Here is a 22580-nt window from a genome sequence, read left to right on the forward strand (position 1 = left end):
TGACGTGCCGAGGTCCGTTTGCCGGCAACTTGACGACAATTTGGTGTCCAATCGGTGTGCTCGGCTAGTTCGCGAGCTTGGCTGCCGTAGTGCCGACGCGCTTGCCCAGGTAGCGGGCACCGGCCAGTTCGGTCTCGCTCGGCTGGCGCTTGCCGTCCGGACCGGCAATGGTCGTTGCGCCATAGGGAGCGCCGCCCTTGACTTCATCGACCCCGTTCTGGCCTTCGAAGCCATAATCGAGCCCGATGATGGACATGCCGAAGTGGAGCATGTTGGTGATCATCGAGAACAGCGTGGTTTCCTGTCCGCCGTGCTGCGAGTTCGATGAGGTGAAGGCCGCGCCGGGCTTGCCGATCAGCGCGCCCGAGGCCCAGACGCCACCACATGTATCGAGGAAAGACGCCATCTGGCTCGGCAGGCGGCCGAACCGGGTAGGAGCGCCGAACACCACGCCATCGTAGCTGCCGAGCGCATCCGGCCCTTCGATCAGCGGGTGGTTCTCGTTGTGCGAGAAGCCGAAGTTTTCGACGATCTCGGTAGGGGCTGTTTCGGGCACGCGGCGAATGTCGCATTGGGCGCCGCTGTCGCGCACGCCTGCGGCGACGGCCTCAGCCATTTGCGACGTGTGACCGTAAGACGAATAATAGAGCACGAGAACGCGAGTCATGGAGTTTCCTTTGTTGGGGTTTGCCAGAGGCAATCGATGAAAGGCCATCAAGGTTCCGGCCTTGGCAAAATTTGTGGTTAGGGCAACAAAAGCGTTGGAAGGGCCTTGCCAAGCCCGCGCAGCTTCGCCATAGGGCCGCTTCCAATTTGCTCGCCGGGCGCTTCGAAGATGTCCGACGCAGGAGCAATGCCTGGGTAGCTCAGTGGTAGAGCAGACGATTGAAAATCGTCGTGTCGGTGGTTCGACTCCGCCCCCGGGCACCACTCCCTTCAGGGGAGCGGTGTGGATCAACCTTCCTTGGCGATGTCTTCAGGATCGGCCGGCGGGCCGGGTACGGCATAGCCGTCGCCGAACCACTGCGCGAGATCGCGGTCTCGGCAGCGGCTGGAGCAGAACGGGGAGAAGTCCTCGCTGCGGGGTTTCTTGCAGATCGGGCAGGGTCGTGTGCTTGCAGTCATGATGTGAGTAGCTGGGCCTGCGGGGCCTCCAGCGCAAGGGCCGGATCGGTTTCGAGGCGGACCTGCTTGCCCGTGCGCCGTGCCAGTTCGTCGAGCCATTCGGGCTTGAGCTTGGCTCTCAGCGCCGGATGGACGCGCAGGGCGAGCACAGCGCCGGTTCCCTCTGCCCTTTCGCCCACACGGCAAGCATAGCGCGCGGCAAGGCCCAAGCGGCTCGTGGCGAAGCGGTGCAGCAGCGATGGGCCTTCGAGCCGCGCCACGATATGCACGAAGCCGAAGCCGTTGATCGCGGTGCGCTCGTGCGGCCAGTCGGCCAGAGCCTGCCCCAGCGCCTCGTCGACCATCTTGCGATCGGCCTTGGCGGCGAGGGTCGGAAAGTCGATCCCGATTGAGCCGCCCAGATCGAGCAGCGGGAACGCCTGTGCCAATGCGGGAACAGCGGCCAGCGCCAGCTCGCGCGGCGGCAGGTCACCGTCGATATCGGCCAGCGTCATCGCGGGGGTGGCGCTGAACAATAGCGCGCCGCCGGGAAAGGCGATCTCGCCCGATGAGGCGCTGTGCCAGACCTCTTCCCATTGTCCGGCGGGGAAACGATGCACCTCGCGACCGGTGGAGAAGGGCGAGATGGCGATCTCCTGTCCCTCATAGAGCCGGCCCTGCGCGCGCTTCAGGCGACCACGTTCGGCGATGCGGGCGCGGGTTATGAGGACTTCGCAGGTGGAGCCTTCGGTCGCGCTGGCGGGCAGGCGGTCGACCAGCACCTCGGTGCCGCTGTCGGTGAGGGCGGTGCCGCGCCTGATCCCTGCCGCGCGGGCGACCAATTTGGCGGACACTACAGCGCCTGCCGCAAGCTCACCCGGCCATTGCATCTTTGCCGCCAGCACCCGGTCACCATCGACCAGCAATGCGCGGTCTTCGCCGATCCCGCGCTCGATCAGCCACTCAGCCAATGGCGAACCCGGCGGCCTTCAGCAAAGCGCGCGTCTCGTAAAGCGGCAGGCCCATCACGCCCGAATGGCTGCCCCTGATCCATTCGATCAGCGCTTCGGCGCGGCCCTGGATGGCATAGCCGCCCGCCTTGCCCTCCCACTCGCGGCTGGCGATGTAGGCTTCGATCTCCTCGTCGGAGAGGCGCTTGAACTTCAGCTGTGTCTCGTTCAGCCGCTCGCGCAGGCTGCCGTCGGGCGCCATCAGCGCCACGCTTGAAAGCACGCGATGGCGGCGGCCCGAGATCAGCGCCAGACACTTGCGCGCGGTCGCCTCGTCCTCGGCCTTGGGCAGGATGCGTCGTCCGCAGGAAACCACCGTATCGCCCGCGAGCACGAAGCCCGTGCCATCGTGCGCGGCCTGTGCCTTCTCGCGCGCCATCCGTTCGGCGTAGGGGCGGGGCAATTCGTCCTTCTGCGGGGTCTCGTCGATCTGCGCAGGCGCGACCGCATCGGGCGCAAGGCCAAGCCGACCCAGCAAGTCGTGCCGCCTCGGGCTGGCCGAAGCGAGGATCAGGCGCCGTTCGGGCGAGGAAGCTGGCGGGTGTGCGGCCATGCCGCGCGCCTTAGCCGGTGTAGCCGGGCGGGCCGCCGCGACCGGGCATGAAGCGATAGGTGATGCGCGCCTTCGTAAGGTCGTAAGGCGTAAGCTCGCAAAGCACCTCGTCGCCCACCAGCACGCGGATACGGTTCTTGCGCATGCGACCGGCGGTGTGCCCAAGCACCTCGTGACCGTTTTCGAGCTCTACCCGGAACATCGCGTTAGGCAGCAGTTCGACCACCTTGCCGCGCATTTCGAGGAGTTCTTCTTTGGCCATATGTCGTCCGGTGCTTTCTGTAACTCGGGAGGCGAGTGCGCGGCGCCATAGACTGCTGACGAGCAAAAGGAAAGAGGGTCGCGCAAATGCCATGCCATTCCTGCACGAGAGCTGATCGAGCGTGCAAGCCGCGATACAATTGCGACACTTTATTACCCAGCCTTGCTTGTGTCTTTTTGCACCGCAGCACATACGGCGCGACAGGGGATGGGAAACACTCTTTCAATTGCGTGAGGTAAGTTTGTCGTTCTCCCACCAAGTCAGCCTGCTGACCCTGGCCGTGGCGCTTGCTGCGGTTCCCGCAGCGCCGCTCGCGGCGCAAAGCGCGCCTTCCGCGCAGGCCGGCGACCAGCCAGAAATCGGTCCCGAACCCGAAGACCAGACCTATGACGAGAACACCATCGTCGTTAGCGGGGCGCGGGTGATCGGGCAGGTCGATGCGCCGCAGCCGCCGATCCTCGAACTCGATGCCGCCGATATCGCCGCCTATGGCGCAGGCTCGATTTCGGAGCTGATCGAGGCACTTGGCGCCGATGTTTCGAGCAGCCGTGGCCGTGGCGGCGGCGGGCCGGTGTTTCTGGTGGGCGGCATACGCATTGCCTCGTTCCGCGAAATGCGCAGTTTCCCGCCCGAAGCGATCGAAAAGGTCGAGGTGTTCAGCGAAGAAGTTGCGCAGCAATACGGCTATTCGCCCAACCAGCGCGTCGTGAACTTCATTCTGAAGGACAACTACTCCAGCTGGGAAATCGAAGTCGAATATGGCCAGCCGTTCGACGGCGGCTATTCGACGCAGGAGATCGAGGGCACCTATGTCCGCATCGACGGGCCGAGCCGTCTCAACCTGAACCTCGACTGGAACAATTCGAGCCTGCTCACCGAAGGCGAACGCGGTGTGCTGCAGGCAGAAAGCGCTGCGCCCACTCTCGCGAGCGATCCTGACCCGGCCGACTATCGCAGCCTGGTCGCTGACAGTGCGGATCTCGAGGCGACGCTCAACTGGGCGATGAGCCTTGGCGCGGGCACCTCGCTGAGCGTCAACGGCACCTTCGAGCGCGAGGATAGCTTGCGCCTGCAAGGCCTCGACGAGGTCACGCTGACCGATGGCACCGACACGGTGCGGCGTGCCTTCAATGAAGGCAATCCGATCACGGTCGACCGGCGGACGGAGACCTATTCGGGCGCGGCCACGCTCAACTTCGGGCTGGGCGACTGGGAGATGACGGGCACTGCCGATGCCACCTTTGCCCATGCGCGCAGCGTGATCGGGCAGCGGGTCGATACCACCGCTATTCAGGACGCGGCCGAAGCGGGCACGCTGGCGCTCGATGCCGACCTTGCGGGTCTGTTCGACCCTGCTGGCAGCGAGACTGCGCTGACCGACACCTACACCATCAACACGCTGCTGACCGCGCGGGGCCTGCCGCTCTATCTCCCGGCGGGCGATCTTTCGGTGACGCTCACCACTGGCTACCGCTGGAACGGCATCGACAGCGAGGATACACGCAACCCCGGCGTGACGACCGACCTCAACCGCGGGCGCTTGCAGGCAGGCGTCAACCTCGGCGTTCCTTTGACCAGCCGCGACGAGGACTTCCTTGGAGCGGTGGGCGACATCAGCCTCAACCTCAGCGCCGGGGTCGACGAGCTGACCGACTTCGGCACGCTCACCAACTGGACCGCGGGCGTGACCTGGGGGCTGACCGACAAGGTGACGCTCAACGCCAGCTACATCAACCGCGAAGACGCGCCTTCGCTCAGCGAATTGGGCAGCCCCGAGATCCGCACGCCCAATGTGCCGTTCTACGACCTTGCGCGCGAAGAGACGGTGCTTATCGAGACTATCTCGGGCGGCAACCCCAGCCTTGCCAAGCAGACGCAGAGCGACTGGAAGGTCGGCTTGCAATGGGAACTGCCCGTGTTCGACCGCTCGAACCTGACTGTCGACTACATTCGCAACCATTCTGAAAACGTCAGCGGCAGCTTCCCGACGCTGACCCCGGCAATCGAAGCTGCCTTTCCCGATCGCGTGACGCGCGACGCTATGAGCGGCCAGATCGTCAGCATTAACCAGCGCCCGGTGACTTTCGCAGAGCAAGACGTCGAGCGGATCGCGGTGGGGCTGAATTTCTCGGGCTCGATTGCTCCGCCGGAAGCGAGCCAGCCCGATAGCGCGCGCGGTGGTGCTGGCGGACCGGCACAGATGGCAGGCGGCCCGATTGGCGGCGGCGGCTTCGACCCCGCACGCATGGAGGCAATGCGAACCCAGTTCTGTGCCGCCGAGCCTGCCGATATGCTCGCGCTTCTTGACCGCGCGCTGGCCGCATCGGCCGCGGGCGAGCCCATGCCCGCCGGACCCGACGGCCAGCCGCTGACGATCCCCCCGCAGATGCTTGAGCGGCTGGCCGGGGCCGACGGCAAGGTCGATCCCGAGGGTTTTGCCCAGATGCGCGAGCGGATGTGTAACGGCGGCGGACCGGGCGGGGGCACGCAGGCGCGCGGCTCCGGTGGAGGGGGAGGCTTCCGTGGCTTCGGTCGTCCGGGAGGCGATGGCGGAGGGCGCTGGTTCTTCAACGTGAATTACCAGTTCGACCTCGCCAACACCGTGCTGATCGCGCCGGGCGTGCCCGTGCTCGACCTTCTCGACGGGGATGCGATAGCCGGCGGCGGGCAGGCCGAACATACGGTCAACCTGCGCTCGGGCGTGTTCTACAAGGGCTTCGGCCTGATCACTTTCTGGAACTATGCAAGCGCCACGCGGCTCGACGGCTCGGGTCTGCCCGGAAGCACCGACCTCTATTTCAGCGACCTGCTGACGATCAACTTCCGCGCCTTTGCCGATCTCGGTGCGCAGGAGAAGCTTGTCGCTGCCGTGCCGTTCCTCGAAAATGCGCGGGTCGGTCTCGGGGTGGATAACCTGTTCGACGCACGCCAGAGTGTGACCGATAGCAACGGCGTGGTGCCGCTGCGCTATCAGCCGCTATTGGTCGATCCGGTGGGGCGCAGCTTCGAGGTCGAGTTCCGCAAGTTGTTTTAAGGTGGACGGGCATCCTCCCGTTCGTGCCCTCCTCACCACCAACGGGGATTTGCCCTAGAGAGCCTGCGCCGCCGCGTGGGCGCTGGCCCAGGCCCACTGGAAGTTATAGCCGCCGAGCCAGCCCGTGACGTCCACCGCCTCGCCGATGGCATAGAGGCCTGGCAGCTTCTTGGCCTCCATCGACTGGCTCGAGAGTTCGGCGGTGGAAATGCCGCCGACCGTCACCTCGGCCTTGGCGAAGCCTTCGCTGCCGTTCGGGTGGAAGGTCCATCGGGCCAGCCGCGCTTCGGCTTCGGCCAGTTTGCGGTCGGGCAGATTGCCGAGATCGCCCGCCAGTGCGAGCTTTTCGGCCAGCGCATCGGCGAGCCGGGCAGGCAGGTGGCGGCGCAGCAGGGCGGCGAAGGTCAGGCTTGGTTCGGTGCGCTTGGTTTCGGTAAGCCAGCCGCTTGGCAGCTCAGGCAGGAAGTCGATCGCGATGGGCTTGCCCGGATACCAGTAGGAACTGACCTGCAGGATCGCCGGACCGGAAAGCCCCCTGTGCGTGAACAGCGCCGCCTCGCGGAACGCGGCCTTTTCGTAGGAGGCCTCGACGGGAGCGGACACGCCTGACAACTCACGGAACAGCAGGTCGTCCCCGCCCAGCGTCAGCGGAACGAGGGCAGGGCGTGGTTCGACCACCTTGAGGCCGAACTGCCGCGCCAGATCATAGGCAAAGTTCGAGGCTCCCATCTTGGGGATCGATGGCCCGCCGGTGGCGATCACGAGGCTTTGCGCCGAATACTCGCCGTCCTGCGTCGTCACCGTGAAGCGGCCCTCGGTATGGGTCACCGCGCCGACTTCCTGCCCGCACTTCACCTCCACATCGCCCTTCGCGCATTCGGCCAGCAGCATATCGACGATCTGCCGCGCCGAGCCATCGCAGAACAGCTGGCCGAGCGTCTTCTCATGCCAGGCGATGCCATAGGCCTCGACCAGATCGAGAAAGTCGCGCGGGGTGTAGCGGGCCAGCGCGCTCTTGGCGAAGTGGCGATTGGCCGAAAGATAGTTGGCTGGACCAGCGCCGATGTTGGTGAAATTGCACCGCCCCCCGCCCGAGATCAGGATTTTCTTACCCGGCTCGCTGGCCTTTTCGAGCACGCAGACACGCTTGCCGCGTTGTCCCGCCAGCCCGGCGCAGAACAGTCCCGCCGCCCCGCCGCCCAGAATGATTGTGTCGTAGTGCTCCATCGCGCCGGGGGTTAGCGCCGTGCGTCCGATTGGCAAGGGCGCTGCGCCTGCCTATCTCATGCGCCATGAGCCGCAGCGAAGCAGGAAGCCCCCACGATCCGCGTGGTGCAGGCCGATTCAACGAGGACCGTTCCGCCGCCACGGTGAAGGGCGCAAAGCTCGATCTTGAAGCGGGGCTGGCAGCGATCCGCGAGGTGCAGCGCACGCTCAAGCCCAAGCCGGGCGTTTACCGGATGCTCGATGCCAAGGGCGAGGTGCTCTATGTCGGCAAGGCGCGCAGCCTCAAGGCGCGGGTGGCGAACTATCTGCAACTGAAGGGCCTGACCAACCGGCTTCAGCGGATGATCAGCCAGACGCGCGCGATGGAGATCGTCACCACCAATTCCGAGGCCGAGGCGCTGCTGCTCGAAGCGCAGTTCATCAAGCGGTTCCGACCGCCGTTCAACGTGCTGCTGCGCGATGACAAAAGCTTCCCCTTCATCCTCCTGCGCGAGGGGCACGACTATCCGCGCATCATGAAGCACCGTGGCGCTCGGCGGCACAAGGGCAGCTATTTCGGGCCTTTTGCCAGCGCCGGTTCGGTCAACACCACGATCAACGCGCTGCAAAAACTGTTTCTGCTCAGGAGCTGCACCGACAGCTTCTTCTCCCGCCGCGACCGGCCGTGTCTGCTTTACCAGATCAAGCGCTGCTCGGCCCCTTGCGTGGGGCGGATCGACGAGGCGGGCTATGCCGAACTGGTGCGCGAGGCGAAGGATTTTCTGGGCGGCAAGTCGTCCGCCGTGCAGGCGCGGATCGAGGCGCAGATGGCGGAAGCGGCGGAAAAGCTCGACTTCGAGACCGCCGCGCTGCTGCGCGACCGGCTGCGCGCGGCGACCTTCATTCAAGGCTCGCAGGCGGTGAACGCGCAAGGGGTGGGCGATGCCGATGTGTTCGCGCTTGCTTCCAAGGGCGGCCAGATCGCGGTGCAGAGCTTCTTCGTGCGCGGCGGACAGAACTGGGGCCACCGCGCCTTCTTCCCGCGCCACATCACCGAAGTGGAGGAGGCTGAGGTGCTCGCCCGCGTACTGGCCCAGTTCTACGAAGAGGTGCCGCCACCGCCTACTATCCTGGTCGACCGCGAGCTGCCCGAACGCGCGCTGATCGAAGAAGCCTTCGCGGCACTGGCAGGCAAGAAGGTCGAGATTTCGGTCCCCCAGCGCGGCGACCGTCGCCGCCTGATGGAGCAGGCGAGCCGCAATGCCGCCGAGGCGCTCGACAGGCGGCTGGCGGAGACGGGCACCCAGGCCAAAATCCAGCGCGAAATGGCCGAATTCCTCGAACTGGCCGAGGTGCCGCAGCGGGTCGAGGTTTACGACAACAGCCATATTCAGGGCACCAAGGCGGTCGGCGCGATGATCGTTGCCGGGCCGGAGGGCTTCCTCAAGAACCAGTATCGCAAGTTCAACATCCGCGAGGCGCAGTCGAACGACGACTTCGCGATGATGCGCGAGGTGATGACCCGCCGCTTCGGCCGCGCCATGCAGGAAGACCCGGATCGCGAAGGCGGCATGTGGCCCGATCTTGTGCTGATCGATGGCGGTAAGGGCCAGATGAGCACGGTGAAGGATGCGCTGGAGGAACTCGGCGTCGAGGACGTGCCGCTGATCGCCATCGCCAAGGGGCCGCACCACGGGCGAGAGGGGCGCGAGGTGTTTCACTTCCCCGACGGGCGCGAGAAGATGCTGCCGGTCAATTCGCCGGTGTTGTTCTATCTCCAGCGGCTGCGCGATGAGGTCCACCGCTATGTGATCGGCGCCCACCGCGACAAGCGCAGCCGCGCCATTTCCGCTTCGCCATTGGATGAAATTCCCGGCATTGGCCCGGCCCGCAAGCGCGCGTTGCTGCTGCACTTCGGCACCGCGAGCAAGGTCCGCGCAGCCGCGCTCGAAGACCTCAAGCGCGCGCCCGGTGTTAGCGAAAGTGTGGCGCGCAAGATCTATGACTTTTATCACGCAAGCGGCTAATTGTTGCGCAAGGTCAAGGTCGAGAACCGCCGACCCTGACAAAAGTGACGGAAAAGGAGGATAGCCCCATGCGTTCGCTGCTGCTTCATGCTCACAACGATTCCGGTTTCGAGGCCCGCTTGCAGGTCGCGCTTGATCTTGCCCGCGCCTTCGATGCGCATCTCACCGTGCTTCAGCCGATTGCTTTCAACGTTGCCTTGCCGGGCGACGCCTATGGCATTTTCGCCGCCGAGACGGCGAGCTACGTGCGCGAACAGGCGGCGGAATTCCGCCAGAAGATCGAACCTCGGTTGCAGGCAGAAGATGTGCGGTGGGACTGGACCGACGCGGTCGGAATCGCCGAGGCCAGCCTGCTCGAATATGCGGCGCTGGCCGACCTGGCGATCATCGGTACGGGCCCGATCGAGGGCGATGCTGTCGGCCCTTCGCCGCTGGCGGGGATTCTCGCGGTGCATTGCCGCGCACCGATCCTGGTCGTGCCCGATAGTGGGAGCACAATGTTGCCGGGCGCTCCGGCGGTGGTGGCGTGGAATGGTTCGCTCGAAGCTTCGCGTGCGCTCAAGGCTGCGCTTCCGCTGCTGAAGGCGGCCGAGTCGGTCACGCTCGTGTCGGTGTCATCATCGGACGAAGAGCAAGCCGGTGAACTTCCGGCGCTTGCAGGCGCACGTTATCTCGACCGCCATGGCGTGAGCTGCGAACTGGTGGAAGTTCCGCAGGGTCAGCACAAGGTGGCCGAGGTGCTGGATGAGGTCGCCAGCGCGCGCGGAGCCGGGCTTGTGGCCATGGGCGCCTATGGCAAGCCGCGGCTGTTCGAGACGCTGTTCGGCGGGGTGACAGCCGGAATGCTGCGCAACCCGAAGGTCCCTTTGCTCCTGGCGCACTAGCGGCCCAGTACCGCGCGGTCAGTCGAGCAGGCGCAGCATGCCTTCCTGTGCCACGCTGGCCACCAACCGGCCGTCGCGGGTGAATACCTCACCCCGGCCAAAGCCGCGGCCATTGCCCGACCACGGGCTTTCGGTGACGTAAAGCAGCCACTCGTCGACCGAGAAATCGTCGTGGAACCACAAGGCGTGATCGAGGCTGGCACCTTTCACTTCGTTGCGCAGGAAGCTCTTTCCGTGCGGCTGGAGCGCCGTGGCGAGCAGCTGGAAGTCCGACACGAAGGCGAGCACCGCCCGGTGCAGTGCGGCGATCGGTGGCAGCGGCGCAACCACGCGGAACCACACGTGCGAAATCGGCTCGCGCGGCTGCGGGTGCATCCAGTCGCGCGGTTCGACCGAACGGAAATCGATCGGCTGCGGCCGCATCAGCAGCGTCTTCAGCGTCGAATCGGGCATCTGCTCGGCAGCGGCCCGGCCAAGCTTGGCGTCGGATACCAGCTCTTCGGGCGGAGGAACCTGCGGCATCTCGCGGAACTGGTGGCTGGCCCCGTCGCTCTGCCGCTGGAACGAAGCGACGAGGTTGAGGATCGGCACCCCTTCCTGGCTCGCCACGACGCGGCGATTGGAAAAGCTGCGGCCGTCGAGGTCGCGCTTCACGCGGTATTCGATCGGCAAGTCATCACTGCCGGGGCGCAGGAAATAGGCATGCAGCGAGTGGACCTCACGGTCATCCTCGATGGTGCGGCGGGCCGCGCTCAGCGCCTGGGCGATGGCCTGACCGCCGAAAACCCGGCCTGTCCCCAGCTCGCGCCGGCGGCCGATCCAGCGGTCACCACCTCGCGTTTCGAGATTGAGCAGGAGCACCAGGTCGGCGACCAACTGCTCGGGGGTGGGAGCGGAAGCGGAATCCTGCTGCATTGCTGGAGCCATGGCCTTCGCGAAGCGATCCGTCAAGAAATGCCCGGCATTCTGCGCAAGACCCGCCATGCCAATGACTTGGCGCGGTTTTTTCCCGGCCACCGCTGTGGTGGTGCCGGACGCAGGCCGATCGAGCGCAGCAACTTGTTGAACGCACGCGCATCCGACTCGGCAAAGCTCCATTCCGAGCGCCAGGTAATCGAGAGCGACAGGGAGACCGCGTTCTGATTACGCACGAAATGCGGCGCCATCACGGGCACGAATATTGCTTCGCCGGGCGCGAGGCTGAAGGTCTTTCCCGCGCGCAGAAAGGCGTCGTGCCAATGCAATTCGCGCGGGCCACCGGTGTGATAGGCCTCATGGACCTCGTCGGGGGCAAAACGCGAGTCGCCAGCGGGAAAGACGGTCATCTCCTTGGTCCCGCGCAATTGGAGCAGGATGTTGTGCTCCGGGTCGAAGTGATAGGGCGTGACCGCATTTGCGCTCGACACGAAGATGAAGCCCTGCCGCCGCATCATCTTGCCGGTGCGCTGGCAGATCGGGTCTTCGATTTCGCTCAGCAGGTCGTGCAGCAGATCGGCATAGGCGGGCACCTGCTCGATGTTCTTGAGCACGGCCCAGCTATTGGCGGTCTCGATGTTACGGATCGTCTCGCCAATCGACAGGCCGGTGGTTTCGGGCTTTCCCTCCACGCCAAGTGGCAGATCGCCGCGGTTATACTCGATGCTCTTTTCGGGCAGCGTTTCGGCCAGCTGCGCCAGTGCTTCAAGGTCGAGCAGCGGATGCGTACCGAGCGAATGTTCCAGCTTGTGCGGGCCTTCGGGATAGGACGACGCAAAGTTGGCCCGTGTCCGCATGGGGAATATGTTCGCGGGGGTGACGGTGACAGGTTGATCGTTCATGCGATGCCTTGGGGTGCACGGCCTGTTTCCAAGCGGTTGAGACAGGCGAACAGGGCGCGCCGCGCACTTCCGCCAATTGCGATGGAGTGGTGGGCGATGCGGCGCCGCTCGCGCCAGAAGTGGTCGATCATCGGGTGGTCGGCCCCCGCGCAGCTGTCGATCCAGTCGATGCCTTCGCGCTCGGCCAGGGCCAGCGCCTCGCGTTGCAACAGGACGCCAGGCGAAAAGCGGGCATAGTCCTCGGCGAAGGCAGTCTTGTACGAGAAGGCGCCCGAGGCGGCGGTAAAGGTGGCGAGCATGGCGATCGGCTGGCTGTCGAGCCGAATCGCGAGTCGCTCGAGCCGCCCCCGCGCTGCCGCTTCGGCCATCGCTTCGCGAAAGAGCGTGGCCGTTGGGCGGGCGCTGGCAAGCGCCGAGGCCGCGCGGCCTTTCCAACCGGAAGCTTCGAGCCTGAGGAACTCTTCAGTCCAGCGTTCGATATCTTCCGCGTCCTCGTGCCTGTCGACCGACAGCGTTCCCACTTCGGCGAGGCGGCGGTGCTGGCGGCGCAGCTCCTTGCGTTTCTTGGTCGAGAGCGAGGCTTCAAGATAGGCGTCGGGGGAAAGGTCGGTTTCCAGCAAGGCGCGTTCGCCCTCCAGCACGGTGCCGGCGGGGCGCGAATGATCCAATAGTTCGGCAGCGAGCGCTGTGTGGACTGGCCCGTCCGTGCCGACTTGCGGCAGGTGCGCGAACAGGGCGAACAGGGCGTGGCGATCAAGCCAGCCGAGCAGCGCATGCCAGAACGCCTGCTCGAATCCGCGCACAACCAGCGGCTGACCAAGAAAGCTGTTCTCGTGACACCAGATGCGCCAGTGCGGCAGCGGTTTGCCATAGTAGAAGGACTCCCACCTGAGCGGGATGAGGCCAAGCCACAGGCCGGACGCTTCAAGCACGGCGAGGCGCACGCTGCCAGCTGGATCGAGCGCGCGCAGCGAAGGGAGCAAGTACCAGCTTTCGAAGAAAGGATTCGGCTCGCTGGAGGTTGCGGCCAGCGCGTCCCAGGCTCGGATGTCGGCGGCATTGTCGCGTTCGCGCCAATCGCCCACCCACAGGTCCGCAGCCCCCGGAGAGGGAGAACCACTAACCTGCGCAACTGGCAATGCGTTCAAGGGTCCGGCCTTGTGCAAGAGCGTGGGTTAACCTTTGTGCCGATGCAGCCCCTCTGCACCGACATATGTTATAACCCACTGGCGGCCAAGGAACAGTTAATCGCATGAAATGAATAAGGCCCGCCCGCAGATTCTCGTTTGCGAGACTGCGGGCGGGCCCCTTGCGACCCTCCGGTACGGAGCGTGCCTTATCCGGCGAGCGCGGCCAGCAGCAGCAGCGCCACGATGTTGGTGATCTTGATCATCGGATTCACGGCGGGGCCGGCGGTGTCCTTGTAAGGATCGCCCACCGTATCGCCCGTGACGGCGGCGTGGTGAGCGTCTGAGCCCTTGCCGCCGTGGTTGCCGTCCTCGATATATTTCTTGGCGTTATCCCATGCGCCGCCACCGGCGGTCATCGAAAGCGCCACGAACAGCCCGCCCACGATCACGCCGAGCAAGAGCGCGCCAAGCGCGGCAAAGCCGTTCTGCTGGCCCGCCACCAGCGTGATCACGAAATAGACCACTATTGGAGCCAGCACGGGCAGCAGTGAGGGCACGATCATTTCCTTGATCGCGGCCTTGGTGACGAGATCGACCGTGCGCGCATAGTTGGGCTTGGATGTGCCCGCCATGATGCCCGGATCGCCCGCGAACTGGTCGCGCACATCTTTCACCACGTCGCCCGCCGCGCGGCCCACGGCGGTCATTCCCATGGCGCCGAACAGATAGGGCAGCAGCGCTCCCAGCAAGAGGCCGACGATCACGTAGGGGTTCTCCAGGCTGAAATCGACATCGAGCGTGGGGAAGAACTCCGCGAGATCGGCGGTGTAGGCGGCGAACAACACCAGCGCGGCCAGACCCGCCGAGCCGATGGCATAGCCCTTGGTCACGGCCTTGGTGGTGTTGCCCACGGCGTCGAGCAGGTCGGTCTTTTCGCGAACAGACTCGTCGAGGCCTGCCATTTCGGCGATGCCGCCTGCATTGTCGGTCACAGGGCCATAGGCGTCGAGCGCCACGACCATGCCCGCCAGCGCCAGCATCGCGGTGGCCGAATAGGCGATGCCCATGAGCCCGGCGAACTGATAGGCGATGATGATGCCTGCGACGATCACGATTGTCGGCAGCGCAGTCGCCTCAAGCGAGATCGCCAGCCCTTGGATCACATTGGTGCCATGGCCCGTTTCCGAAGCCTTGGCGATCGAGCGCACCGGGCGATACTTGGTGCCGGTGTAATACTCGGTGATCCAGATGATCAGCCCGGTGATGGCAAGGCCGAGCAGCGAGCAATAGAACAGATCCCAGCCGGTGAAGGTCGCGACCTGTTCGGACAGGCCTTCCTCGGCCAGCGGCGCGCCGCTGTCGATGCCGCTAACTGCGCCGCCGATCACGGTATCGATGCCGATGGCGTAGTCGGTTGCGAACCAGATCGCCGGGATCGCCAGCACTGCCGAGACGAGGAAGCCCTTGTACATCGCTCCCATCACGTTGGTTGCCCCAGCGCCACTGGAGCCCAGCCGCACGAAATAGGTGCCTATAATCGAGGTGACGATGCACACACCGCCGATCAGCAGCGGCAGCGCCATCAGCGGGGCGAGCACGTCTCCCGCGCTCTTCAGCAACAGCGCCGTCAGTACCATGGTTGCGCCCACGGTTACGACATAGGTCTCGAACAGGTCGGCGGCCATGCCCGCACAGTCGCCCACGTTGTCGCCCACATTGTCGGCGATCACGGCGGGGTTGCGCGGATCGTCTTCAGGAATGCCTGCCTCAACCTTGCCGACAAGATCGGCCCCGACGTCGGCGGCCTTGGTGAAGATGCCGCCTCCAAGCCGCGCGAAAATCGAGATCAGTGAGGCACCGAAGGCGAGGCCCACGAGGCCATCGACCACGGTGCGGTCAGCGCCGCCCACGCCGTGCCCGGCAATGGCAGTGAGGTAGTAATAAAACCCGGAAATCGCCAGCAGGGCGAGGCCCGCTACCAGCAGCCCGGTGATCGCGCCCGAACGGAAGGCGAGGGTGAGGCCCTGTTGCAGGCCCTTCTCGGCAGCGGCGGCGGTGCGCACATTGGCGCGGACCGAGATCTCCATGCCGGTGTAGCCTGCAACGCCCGACAGGATCGCGCCAAGCACGAAGCCGGCGGCAGGCACTAAGCCGAGGAACAGCGCCACCAGCACTGCGACGACAACGCCGACAATGGCGATGGTGGTATACTGGCGCTTCAGGTAGGCCTGCGCCCCTTCCTGAATGGCCGCAGCGATTTCCTGCATTTTGGCATTGCCGGCATCAGAGCCGAGCACCTGGCGACTGGTCACGAAGCCGTAAACAACGGCGAGCAGCCCCAGGACAATAGCGACAAGTGTTAGGTCCATAGCCCACTAGTCCTCTTCCCGTGTGAACGCGGCCCGATATTTTCCGGGTCCGCAAGGTGCCTATGGCTAACACATGTTCATCTTTGAGCAAGCCGCCTTGGTACTTAGGCCGCGAATCAGTGGCTGTAGCCGAGCCCTGCGGCGTTGAGCACCGGCTCCCTATCGAGAAACAGCGGGGCAAAGCCGCGTGGTTCGACCGTCCCGATACGGGTGGCCTGGCAGGGCGGCTCGGTGCCTTGGGGAAGGGCGGCGAGCAGCGCGTAGTCGTCGCCCCAGGTCAGGCATTCTAGACGGCGCTCGGGCGCGGCGACGGGTACCTGTGCGCCGTCGATGGCAAGCGTGACCTCAGAGGCCTCGGCCATGCGGAAGGCATCGAGCAGCAGGCCGTCGGATACATCCATCATGGCATGGGCTAGGGGGGCTAGCGCCTGACCTTCTTTGACGCGGGCGTGGGGCCGTGAGTAGGCCGCTTGGTCAGCCCCGGTGCCATCGCGCAGCGTCTCGAACCCGAGCATGGCAGCGCCGACCTCGCCGACCAGCCACAAGGTATCGCCCGGCTGCGCGCCATCGCGGGCGGGAACAGGGGTGCAGGTCGCACGACCGATGGCGGTGAGGCCGTGGGTGCGGGTGCCTTTGCCCGCCACGGTGTCGCCGCCCAGCAGCGGAACCTCGTAATGCGCGAGCACCTTGGCGAGGCCGGTCACGAAGCGCTCATCATCGCGGCCCAGCATATGGCCGATGAGGACACCCACTGGCTCCGCACCCTTGGCGGCAAGGTCGGAAAGGTTGGTGGCGACGAGCTTCCACGCGACATCGGCCATATCGGCCTCGGGCAGGTAGTGCGTGCCTTCGACCAGCATGTCGTGGGTGAGGATCAGTGTTTCACTGCCGAGGTCGAGCACGGCGCAGTCATCAGCCAGCCCGCGCGCGGCGGGGTGCGTGGGGAGCAGGCGCAGCGCTTCGATGAAGGCGGATTCGTTCATTCTTGTGGGTTCGCGGATTGGGTCACGGCCTATGGCCTAGCCGCGCAGGCCTCGGGTGCAAGACCCTATCATCACCCCCGCTCATCCTGAGCTTGTCGAAGGATCGTCCTTCCCCTTGAACCCCGCGCGCGGATCGCGAAGGAAAAGCAGCCCTTCGACAAGCTCAGGGCGAGCGGAACGAGGTCAGCGCACCTGCTTGGCCACGGCATCGAGCACGCCGTTGACAAACTTCGCCTCGCGGTCATCGAAGAAGGCCTTGGCCACGTCGACATATTCGCTGATCGCGGTGCCGGTGGAAATGTCCGACCGGGCCACCAGCTCGTAGGCCCCGCAGCGCAGGATTTGCAGCATCGTCTTGTCGAGCCGCGCCAGCGTCCAGCCCTCGGCGAGTTTGCTCACCAGCAGCGCGTCGATCTCCTCCTCGCGCGCGGCATAGCCGCTGACCACGTCGTCGAAGAACGGCACATCGGCCTCGGCGTACTGATCGTCCTCGATCTCCTTGCCGAGCCGGTGCTGGTGAAACTCGTCGAGCAGACGGGGCAGCGGGGTGCCTTCCATCTGGCGCTGATAAAGCGCCTGAACGGCGGCGAGACGCGCGGAGGAGCGGGTGCTCGAACGTTTGGATTTGCTCATTATAAACGGACCTTTACGCTTTCGCCATGGGCCGGAAGGCCCTCGATTTCGGCCAGCGTCACGGCCGCAGGGCCGATCGCGCCAAGCGCCTCTTCGTTCAGCGAAATGAAGCTCGTGCGCTTCATGAAATCGAGCACCGACAAGCCGCTGGCAAAGCGCGCGCGGCGGCCTGTGGGAAGGACGTGGTTCGGCCCGGCGACATAGTCACCGATGGCCTCAGGGGTGTGGCGGCCGAGGAAGACGCTGCCCGCATGGCGCAGGTTATCAAAAATAACCTCCGGATCGTCGGTGCTGATTTCGACGTGTTCGGCGGCAAGGCGGTTGGCCAGCGCCGGAGCCTCGGCGGCAAGGTCGCTGGCGACGATCACCACGCCGTAGTCCTGCCAGCTCCGCCGCGCCCGCTCGCCGGTGGCCAGCTTGCCGAGCAGCGCTTCGACCTCGGTCTCGACCCTGTCGGCGAAGGCCCCGTCGTCGGTGATGAGGATCGACTGCGAGCTGGGATCATGCTCGGCCTGGCTCAGCAGGTCGGCGGCGATCCACGCGGGGTTCGACTGGCCATCGGCAATCACCAGAATTTCGCTGGGCCCGGCCACCATGTCGATCCCGACCACGCCGTAAAGCTGGCGCTTGGCCTCGGCTACCCAGGCGTTGCCGGGGCCGGTGATGACGTCCACCCGCGCGATGGTCTCGGTGCCATAGGCGAGCGCGGCAATCGCCTGCGCACCGCCGATCCGCCACACCTCGTCGACCCCGCACAGGTGCGCGGCGGCCAGAACCAGCGGGTTAACCACGCCATCGGGGGTGGGGGTGGCGACCACCAGCCGCTCGACGCCCGCGACCTTGGCGGGGATCGCGTTCATCAGCAGGCTGGAGGGGTAAGCCGCATTGCCGCCGGGAACATAGAGCCCCGCCGCATCGACGGCAGACCAGCGCGCACCGAGGCGAACGCCCACATCGTCGCGATAGTCGCGGTCTTCGGGCAGTTGCGCCGCGTGATAGGCCCGGATGCGGTCCGCCGCGAGCGTAAGCGCGTTGCGCGCTTCGGGTTCGAGCGCTTCGAACGCCGCCTCGCAGTCGGCCGCGGGAATGCGCCAGTCGAGCTGGTGGCGGTCGTAAGTCTCGGTCAGCTCACGCACCGCCGCGTCGCCGCGCTGGCGCACGTCGGCGAGGATCTGCGCGACCTTGTCCGACACCCCGGCATCGCTTTCGCGCCGGTCATCGACGATGGCGGCGAACTTGCCTTCGAAATCGGCATCGCTGGTGGAAAGCCGCTGCATCAGGCGCTCGCTGTCTCTGGGCTCGCCACCTTGCGGAACCGCTCGACGAGTTCGCTCACGCGCGGGTCGGTCTTCAACGCCGCGCGGTTGACGATCAGGCGCGCCGAAATCTGCATGATCGTCTCTTTCTCGACCAGCCCGTTCGACTTCAGTGTGCTGCCGGTGGATACCAGATCGACGATCCGTCCGGCCAGCCCCAGCGAAGGCGCCAGCTCCATCGCGCCGTTCAGCTTCACGCACTCGGCCTGCACGCCCTGCTGTTCGAACCAGCGACTGGTGATGTTCGGATACTTGGTCGCCACGCGCATGTGGCTGGCGATCCCGGCGGAATAGTCGTTCGCCTCAGCAGGCTCGGCCACCGACAGACGGCAGGCGCCGATGCCGAGATCGACCGGGGCATAAAGCTCCGAATAGTCGAACTCCTCGATTACGTCGGAGCCGACAATCCCGACCTGCGCCGCGCCGAAGGCGACGAAGGTCGCCACGTCGAAAGCGCGCACGCGGATGATGCGCATCTTGCCATCTTCACTGGCAAAACTCAGCGAGCGGTCCATCTTGTCGTGGAACGCGCTTTCAGGCACGACGCCGCCGCGCGCCATCACCGGCAAGGCCTCGTCGAGAATACGCCCCTTGGGCACGGCAAATGTCAGCGGCTGGGTCATGGGCGCGCGATGTAGGGACAGCCAGGCGAAAGGGCAATCCACCAATGGCACAGACGGGCGAACAGGGGCGCGGCCTCATGGACATCACAGACGTTGCCGAGGGCATTCGCTGGCAGGCCGAACACGCGACGCGGGCGGGTGCGCCGATCACCGGCAAGATCATTCTGGCCACGCTCGCCATCGCCGAGGCTGCCGACACCGCCACCGGGCGGCGCATGGCGGCCTGGCAGGGCGCGGTGCTCGAAGATGCGATGCCGCTGCGCATCGCGGGCGCGCTGCACTTCCTCCACCTCACCGGCGAGGAGCCTCGCCTTGCACCGATCTATGGCGGGTTGGTGAGCGATCAGGGGCAGATCGACGCCATCGTGCTGGAGGCTGCCCGCAAATTCGATACCGTGCTGCTGCCGTGGCTCGACGGTCCGCCGCAGACCAATGAGGCTGGCCGCTCGGCCTCGGTGATGGGCGCGCTCTTGTGGCTGGCGCAGAAATTCGGGCCGAAGTTCCAGTTGATCGAGATCGGCGCGAGCGCGGGCATCAACACGATGATGGGGCGCTATTGCTACGATCTGGGCGGCACCACGGCGGGCCCGAGCCTTTCCAGCATGAAGATCGTGCCCGAATGGCGCGGCGACGCGCCGCCAGCGGGCGAGGTGGAGATTGTCGATGTCGCGGGCTGCGACCTCGCGCCGATCGACCTCACCGACGAGGCGCAGGCGATGCGTTTGAAGAGCTATATCTGGGCCGACGCGAAGGAGCGCATGGCGCGGATGGACACCGCCATCGCCATGGCCAAGCGCGCCGCGCCCGATCTGGTGCAGATGGACGCCGCCGAATTCGTCGCGCAGAAATTGGCGGAGCCGCAGGAAGAGGGCGTGACCCGCGTGCTGTTCCATACGGTGATGTGGCAATATCTGCCCGAAGCTTCGCGCGCCGCCATTACGGCGGCGATGGAGGAGGCGGGGGCTGCCGCGACGCCGGAACGCCCGCTGGCGTGGATCGCGGTCGAGACCAACCGGGCGACCTTCCGCCATGAGTTGAAGCTGCGGTATTGGCCCAAAAATGGCGAGCGGGGCGAGGAGGCGGTGCAGCTCGCCGAAGCGCACCCGCACGGAGCATGGGTTGAGTGGCAGGGCTAAAACCTGAAAAGCCCTTCCCCGTGGGGAAGGGTTGGGATGGGGGATCAGCCGTTGTAGCCCCCACCCTCGGCCCCTCCCCAAGGGGAGGGGAGTTGGCAAACCTAATCCTCGATCTCAAGCAGCTCGATCTCGAACCACAGCGTCGAGGCGGGCGGGATCGGACCGGCACCGCGCGGGCCATAGCCCATCTCGGCCGGCACCAGAATCTCGGCCGTGTCGCCCACGCCCATGTAGGGAATGGCGATTTGCCAGGCCTTCACCAGCCGCCCGAGCGGGAAGGTCGCCGGATCGCGACCACGGCTCGAATCGAAGGTCGTGCCGTCGGTCAGCTTGCCAGTGTAGTGCACCGTCACCGTGTCCTGCACGGTCGGCGCGGGGCCGGTGCCGTCACCGGCGGTGCGGCGGAACTTCACGCCGCCGTCGAGCGTGTACCAGCCATCGGCCTGCGTCGCTTCGGCAAGCGCCGCCTGTTGTTCGTTAAGCCAGGCGGAGGATTGGCCTTTGTTCACTGGGGTCTCCTGAGAATGTGCCGGAACGGAAATGAGGGCCGCTGCAAAGGCGGCGAAAAGGGCGGTGCGGATCATGGGATCGTGCCTTAGCCGTGGTTGCACGTCAGGGATAGCTCACGGTTTTGGGCCTTTCGGGGAGGGGTATAAACTCCTCCTCGTCGCCCGGAACCATGGGGAAGCGGCCTTCGCGCCAGTCTTCCTTGGCCTGATTGATCCGCTCGCGGTCGGAGCTGACGAAGTTCCAGAACACGTGGCGCCTTGTGGCAAAGGCCTCGCCGCCCATCAGCATGACCGTGCCGCCGGTGTCCGAGGCGAGCGTCATGGCCGCGCCAGGCTTGAGCAGCGTCAGCTCGTAAAGTCCGAGCGGTTGGCCGTCGATGGTGGCGGCGCCGCCCACCAACATCAGCGCGCGCTCGTCAGCCTCGGCGTCGATGGGGATCGAGCCGCCGCCTGCCAGCACGATCTCGGCGTTGATCGTCTCGGCATAGGTGGTGACCGGCGCGGTTCGGCCCCACAGGGAGCCCATGATCACGCGCGCCTTCACGCCGGAATCCTCGATTAGCGGCAGGTCGCTCACGGCCTCGAAGGCCGGGTCGATCTCCTCCTGCGCCTCGGGCAGGGCGAGCCAGGTCTGCATGCCGTAGAGCCCCGCGCCCTTCTGCCGCTCGTTCTGCGGGGAGCGTTCCGAATGAACGATGCCGCGTCCGGCGGTCATCAGGTTGACGGTGCCGGGGCGGATCGTGCTGAACGTGCCGAGGCTGTCGCGGTGCTCGATTGCGCCTGAAAAATTACCGGGGGCATGATCGCCGCCGAGCAGCCAGGTAACGGTCGCCAGGTTGATATGCGGGTGCGGGCGCACGTCCATCCCGTCACCGACATCGAGCCGGGCGGGGCCGAACTGGTCGATGAACACGAACGGCCCGACCATCCGGCACTGCGGGCTGGGCACGGCGCGGCGTACAGTAAAGCCGCCAAGGTCGTGGCTGACGGGGGTGACGGTCTGGATAATGCTCATCGCGGTTACTCCCCCGAGATACTGGTAGCCTGCCCGAAAATACGGGCGAGGCGATCGCTGGTTTCGCTCGGCAATGGCGGGGCGAGAATCGAAGCGACGTTCTCTTCGAGATGCGCTTCCTTGCCCGTTCCGGTCAGCACGACATGCGCGCCCGGTTCATAGCGGCAGAAGCGATAGGCGGCTTCGACCTGCGATTTGATCTCGGGATTTTCGGCGAGGAAGCCGAGAGGATCGGCCGGATCGACCAGCGCCGGGTCCACTTCGCCCAGTTCAATCAATTGTGCCACCGCTTCGGCGGCGTTTTCGGCGCTGTTGAGCGCGCGGCGTACGGCAAACATGATGAGCGTTCCGACATCCTGCTTGAGCGCAAGCGGGAAGACGGTTTTGCGAGCGCCGGCATTGATCAGGTTGAACCCCACCATCGCCACATCGAATTCCCCAGTCGGGAGCGCCTGTCGCAGCGTTTCGTGGTGCAGGTCCTCGCGGAAGGCCTCGGTGATGCCGATGAAGCGGATCTTGCCGAGATCACGCTGACGCTGCATTTCGGGCAGCAACTCGTTGTAAACATGGTCAAGCTGTTGCGGCGAGACACCGTGGACGTGCCATAGGTCGACATAGTCGGTGCCCAGTGTGCGCAGGCTCGTTTCCAGATTGGCGACGAAATCGGCCACGGGGAGCGGATCGGGGTTGCGGTTCGACAGATCGGTGCCGGCCCAGCTCTTGGTCGAGATGAACAGCTTGCTGCGATCGTGTCCGCGAATGCCGAGGCCGACCGCTTCTTCCGTGCCGTAAGACCTTGCCGTATCGAGGAAATTTACTCCCAGGTCGATAGCCTTGGCAACGATCCGGCTAGCTTCCTCGCTCGCCGCGCCATAGCTCATACCAAGCCGAGAGTGCCCGCCGCAGCCAAGCCCCGCCACGCTGACCATGGCTTCGGTGCGACCTAAGCGGACATAATCCATCAGAAAT

General features: G+C 65.5%; 21 protein-coding genes and 1 tRNA gene. 5 read left to right on the forward strand and 17 right to left on the reverse strand.

Annotated elements, in window-relative coordinates:
* Window positions 1-64: 64 nt before the first annotated feature.
* On the reverse strand, window positions 65-667 hold the full coding sequence (wrbA, locus tag ABDJ38_RS06875) for an NAD(P)H:quinone oxidoreductase (protein ID WP_346784340.1): 603 nt from the start codon (window positions 665-667) through the stop codon (window positions 65-67).
* Between the two features lie 188 nt (window positions 668-855).
* Here wrbA and ABDJ38_RS06880 point away from each other — a divergent pair.
* A tRNA-Phe gene (locus tag ABDJ38_RS06880) sits at window positions 856-930 on the forward strand.
* A 24-nt stretch (window positions 931-954) separates the two neighbouring features.
* On the opposite strand, the gene ABDJ38_RS06885 is transcribed toward ABDJ38_RS06880, so the two are convergent.
* The 4 genes from ABDJ38_RS06885 to infA are packed head-to-tail and all read right to left on the reverse strand — an operon-like array spanning window position 955 to window position 2929.
* Window positions 955-1125 carry a DNA gyrase inhibitor YacG gene (locus ABDJ38_RS06885; RefSeq protein WP_346784341.1) on the reverse strand — a complete coding sequence of 57 codons (171 nt, stop codon included), beginning with the start codon at window positions 1123-1125 and terminating at the stop codon, window positions 955-957.
* The gene (locus tag ABDJ38_RS06890; protein ID WP_346784342.1) at window positions 1122-2075 is read right to left on the reverse strand and encodes a ribonuclease; all 954 of its coding nucleotides are present in this window, start codon (window positions 2073-2075) and stop codon (window positions 1122-1124) included. Before ABDJ38_RS06890 ends, ABDJ38_RS06885 begins: the two co-directional genes overlap by 4 nt.
* A complete protein-coding gene (locus ABDJ38_RS06895) occupies window positions 2068-2667 on the reverse strand; it encodes a Maf family protein (RefSeq protein WP_346784343.1) in 600 nt (199 codons plus the stop codon). Before ABDJ38_RS06895 ends, ABDJ38_RS06890 begins: the two co-directional genes overlap by 8 nt.
* Before the next feature lie 10 nt (window positions 2668-2677).
* Window positions 2678-2929 carry a translation initiation factor IF-1 gene (infA, locus tag ABDJ38_RS06900; RefSeq protein WP_119592050.1) on the reverse strand — a complete coding sequence of 84 codons (252 nt, stop codon included), beginning with the start codon at window positions 2927-2929 and terminating at the stop codon, window positions 2678-2680.
* 241 nt (window positions 2930-3170) lie between these two features.
* On the opposite strand from infA, the gene ABDJ38_RS06905 reads away from it, so the two are divergent.
* Complete coding sequence (locus ABDJ38_RS06905) at window positions 3171-5963, forward strand: porin family protein (protein WP_346784344.1); 2793 nt, start codon at window positions 3171-3173, stop codon at window positions 5961-5963.
* A gap of 54 nt (window positions 5964-6017) precedes the next feature.
* On the opposite strand, the gene ABDJ38_RS06910 is transcribed toward ABDJ38_RS06905, so the two are convergent.
* Window positions 6018-7190, reverse strand: coding sequence for a BaiN/RdsA family NAD(P)/FAD-dependent oxidoreductase (locus ABDJ38_RS06910; protein WP_346784763.1), 1173 nt, complete (start codon window positions 7188-7190; stop codon window positions 6018-6020).
* A gap of 65 nt (window positions 7191-7255) precedes the next feature.
* On the opposite strand from ABDJ38_RS06910, the gene uvrC reads away from it, so the two are divergent.
* Both uvrC and ABDJ38_RS06920 read left to right on the forward strand, forming a co-directional pair.
* The gene (gene uvrC, locus ABDJ38_RS06915; protein ID WP_346784345.1) at window positions 7256-9196 is read left to right on the forward strand and encodes an excinuclease ABC subunit UvrC; all 1941 of its coding nucleotides are present in this window, start codon (window positions 7256-7258) and stop codon (window positions 9194-9196) included.
* A gap of 68 nt (window positions 9197-9264) precedes the next feature.
* Window positions 9265-10080 carry a universal stress protein gene (locus ABDJ38_RS06920; protein WP_346784346.1) on the forward strand — a complete coding sequence of 272 codons (816 nt, stop codon included), beginning with the start codon at window positions 9265-9267 and terminating at the stop codon, window positions 10078-10080.
* Between the two features lie 18 nt (window positions 10081-10098).
* On the opposite strand, the gene ABDJ38_RS06925 is transcribed toward ABDJ38_RS06920, so the two are convergent.
* The 8 genes from ABDJ38_RS06925 to hisG all read right to left on the reverse strand — a co-directional run bounded on the left by ABDJ38_RS06925 (window position 10099) and on the right by hisG (window position 18951).
* Complete coding sequence (locus ABDJ38_RS06925) at window positions 10099-10995, reverse strand: acyl-CoA thioesterase (RefSeq protein ID WP_346784347.1); 897 nt, start codon at window positions 10993-10995, stop codon at window positions 10099-10101.
* A 32-nt stretch (window positions 10996-11027) separates the two neighbouring features.
* Window positions 11028-11897 carry a cupin-like domain-containing protein gene (locus ABDJ38_RS06930; RefSeq protein WP_346784348.1) on the reverse strand — a complete coding sequence of 290 codons (870 nt, stop codon included), beginning with the start codon at window positions 11895-11897 and terminating at the stop codon, window positions 11028-11030.
* Window positions 11894-13045 (reverse strand): GNAT family N-acetyltransferase, encoded by a 1152-nt coding sequence (locus ABDJ38_RS06935; protein ID WP_346784349.1) that lies wholly within the window; start codon window positions 13043-13045, stop codon window positions 11894-11896. Before ABDJ38_RS06935 ends, ABDJ38_RS06930 begins: the two co-directional genes overlap by 4 nt.
* A 188-nt stretch (window positions 13046-13233) precedes the next feature.
* Window positions 13234-15396: a sodium-translocating pyrophosphatase gene (locus tag ABDJ38_RS06940; protein WP_346784350.1), complete on the reverse strand. Its 2163-nt coding sequence runs from the start codon at window positions 15394-15396 to the stop codon at window positions 13234-13236.
* A gap of 116 nt (window positions 15397-15512) precedes the next feature.
* Window positions 15513-16379 carry a thiamine-phosphate kinase gene (gene thiL / locus ABDJ38_RS06945; protein WP_346784351.1) on the reverse strand — a complete coding sequence of 289 codons (867 nt, stop codon included), beginning with the start codon at window positions 16377-16379 and terminating at the stop codon, window positions 15513-15515.
* 183 nt (window positions 16380-16562) lie between these two features.
* Window positions 16563-17012 carry a transcription antitermination factor NusB gene (nusB, locus tag ABDJ38_RS06950; protein WP_346784352.1) on the reverse strand — a complete coding sequence of 150 codons (450 nt, stop codon included), beginning with the start codon at window positions 17010-17012 and terminating at the stop codon, window positions 16563-16565.
* Window positions 17012-18289 carry a histidinol dehydrogenase gene (gene hisD / locus ABDJ38_RS06955; protein ID WP_346784353.1) on the reverse strand — a complete coding sequence of 426 codons (1278 nt, stop codon included), beginning with the start codon at window positions 18287-18289 and terminating at the stop codon, window positions 17012-17014. Before hisD ends, nusB begins: the two co-directional genes overlap by 1 nt.
* Window positions 18289-18951 carry an ATP phosphoribosyltransferase gene (gene hisG, locus ABDJ38_RS06960; RefSeq protein ID WP_346784354.1) on the reverse strand — a complete coding sequence of 221 codons (663 nt, stop codon included), beginning with the start codon at window positions 18949-18951 and terminating at the stop codon, window positions 18289-18291. Before hisG ends, hisD begins: the two co-directional genes overlap by 1 nt.
* Window positions 18952-18995: 44 nt before the next feature.
* On the opposite strand from hisG, the gene ABDJ38_RS06965 reads away from it, so the two are divergent.
* Window positions 18996-20087, forward strand: a complete 1092-nt coding sequence (locus ABDJ38_RS06965) for a DUF2332 domain-containing protein (RefSeq protein ID WP_346784355.1) — start codon at window positions 18996-18998, stop codon at window positions 20085-20087.
* A gap of 101 nt (window positions 20088-20188) precedes the next feature.
* Here ABDJ38_RS06965 and ABDJ38_RS06970 read toward each other — a convergent pair whose 3' ends face one another.
* The 3 genes from ABDJ38_RS06970 to ABDJ38_RS06980 form a co-directional block, all read right to left on the reverse strand.
* Window positions 20189-20596, reverse strand: coding sequence for an FKBP-type peptidyl-prolyl cis-trans isomerase (locus tag ABDJ38_RS06970; RefSeq protein WP_346784356.1), 408 nt, complete (start codon window positions 20594-20596; stop codon window positions 20189-20191).
* Between the two features lie 103 nt (window positions 20597-20699).
* Window positions 20700-21611, reverse strand: coding sequence for a pirin family protein (locus tag ABDJ38_RS06975; RefSeq protein ID WP_346784358.1), 912 nt, complete (start codon window positions 21609-21611; stop codon window positions 20700-20702).
* Window positions 21612-21616: 5 nt separating this feature from the next.
* Entirely contained in the window at window positions 21617-22573 is a 957-nt protein-coding gene (locus ABDJ38_RS06980) for an aldo/keto reductase (RefSeq protein ID WP_346784359.1), read from the reverse strand.
* Window positions 22574-22580 lie beyond the last annotated feature (7 nt).

It is taken from the genome of Aurantiacibacter flavus, assembly GCF_039710615.1.
GTDB lineage: Bacteria > Pseudomonadota > Alphaproteobacteria > Sphingomonadales > Sphingomonadaceae > Alteraurantiacibacter > Alteraurantiacibacter flavus.

Excerpts from the sequence above, each read along its gene's own strand:
- ABDJ38_RS06965 (WP_346784355.1), top strand. The coding sequence starts at position 18,996 with ATGGCACAGACGGGCGAACAGGGGCGCGGCCTCATGGACATCACAGAC.
- wrbA (WP_346784340.1), bottom strand. The coding sequence starts at position 667 with ATGACTCGCGTTCTCGTGCTCTATTATTCGTCTTACGGTCACACGTCG.
- nusB (WP_346784352.1), bottom strand. The coding sequence starts at position 17,012 with ATGAGCAAATCCAAACGTTCGAGCACCCGCTCCTCCGCGCGTCTCGCC.
- uvrC (WP_346784345.1), top strand. The coding sequence starts at position 7,256 with ATGAGCCGCAGCGAAGCAGGAAGCCCCCACGATCCGCGTGGTGCAGGC.
- hisG (WP_346784354.1), bottom strand. The coding sequence starts at position 18,951 with ATGACCCAGCCGCTGACATTTGCCGTGCCCAAGGGGCGTATTCTCGAC.
- thiL (WP_346784351.1), bottom strand. The coding sequence starts at position 16,379 with ATGAACGAATCCGCCTTCATCGAAGCGCTGCGCCTGCTCCCCACGCAC.
- ABDJ38_RS06980 (WP_346784359.1), bottom strand. The coding sequence starts at position 22,573 with ATGGATTATGTCCGCTTAGGTCGCACCGAAGCCATGGTCAGCGTGGCG.
- ABDJ38_RS06910 (WP_346784763.1), bottom strand. The coding sequence starts at position 7,190 with ATGGAGCACTACGACACAATCATTCTGGGCGGCGGGGCGGCGGGACTG.
- ABDJ38_RS06925 (WP_346784347.1), bottom strand. The coding sequence starts at position 10,995 with ATGCAGCAGGATTCCGCTTCCGCTCCCACCCCCGAGCAGTTGGTCGCC.
- ABDJ38_RS06930 (WP_346784348.1), bottom strand. The coding sequence starts at position 11,897 with ATGAACGATCAACCTGTCACCGTCACCCCCGCGAACATATTCCCCATG.
- ABDJ38_RS06940 (WP_346784350.1), bottom strand. The coding sequence starts at position 15,396 with ATGGACCTAACACTTGTCGCTATTGTCCTGGGGCTGCTCGCCGTTGTT.
- ABDJ38_RS06920 (WP_346784346.1), top strand. The coding sequence starts at position 9,265 with ATGCGTTCGCTGCTGCTTCATGCTCACAACGATTCCGGTTTCGAGGCC.
- ABDJ38_RS06885 (WP_346784341.1), bottom strand. The coding sequence starts at position 1,125 with ATGACTGCAAGCACACGACCCTGCCCGATCTGCAAGAAACCCCGCAGC.
- ABDJ38_RS06895 (WP_346784343.1), bottom strand. The coding sequence starts at position 2,667 with ATGGCCGCACACCCGCCAGCTTCCTCGCCCGAACGGCGCCTGATCCTC.
- infA (WP_119592050.1), bottom strand. The coding sequence starts at position 2,929 with ATGGCCAAAGAAGAACTCCTCGAAATGCGCGGCAAGGTGGTCGAACTG.
- hisD (WP_346784353.1), bottom strand. The coding sequence starts at position 18,289 with ATGCAGCGGCTTTCCACCAGCGATGCCGATTTCGAAGGCAAGTTCGCC.
- ABDJ38_RS06975 (WP_346784358.1), bottom strand. The coding sequence starts at position 21,611 with ATGAGCATTATCCAGACCGTCACCCCCGTCAGCCACGACCTTGGCGGC.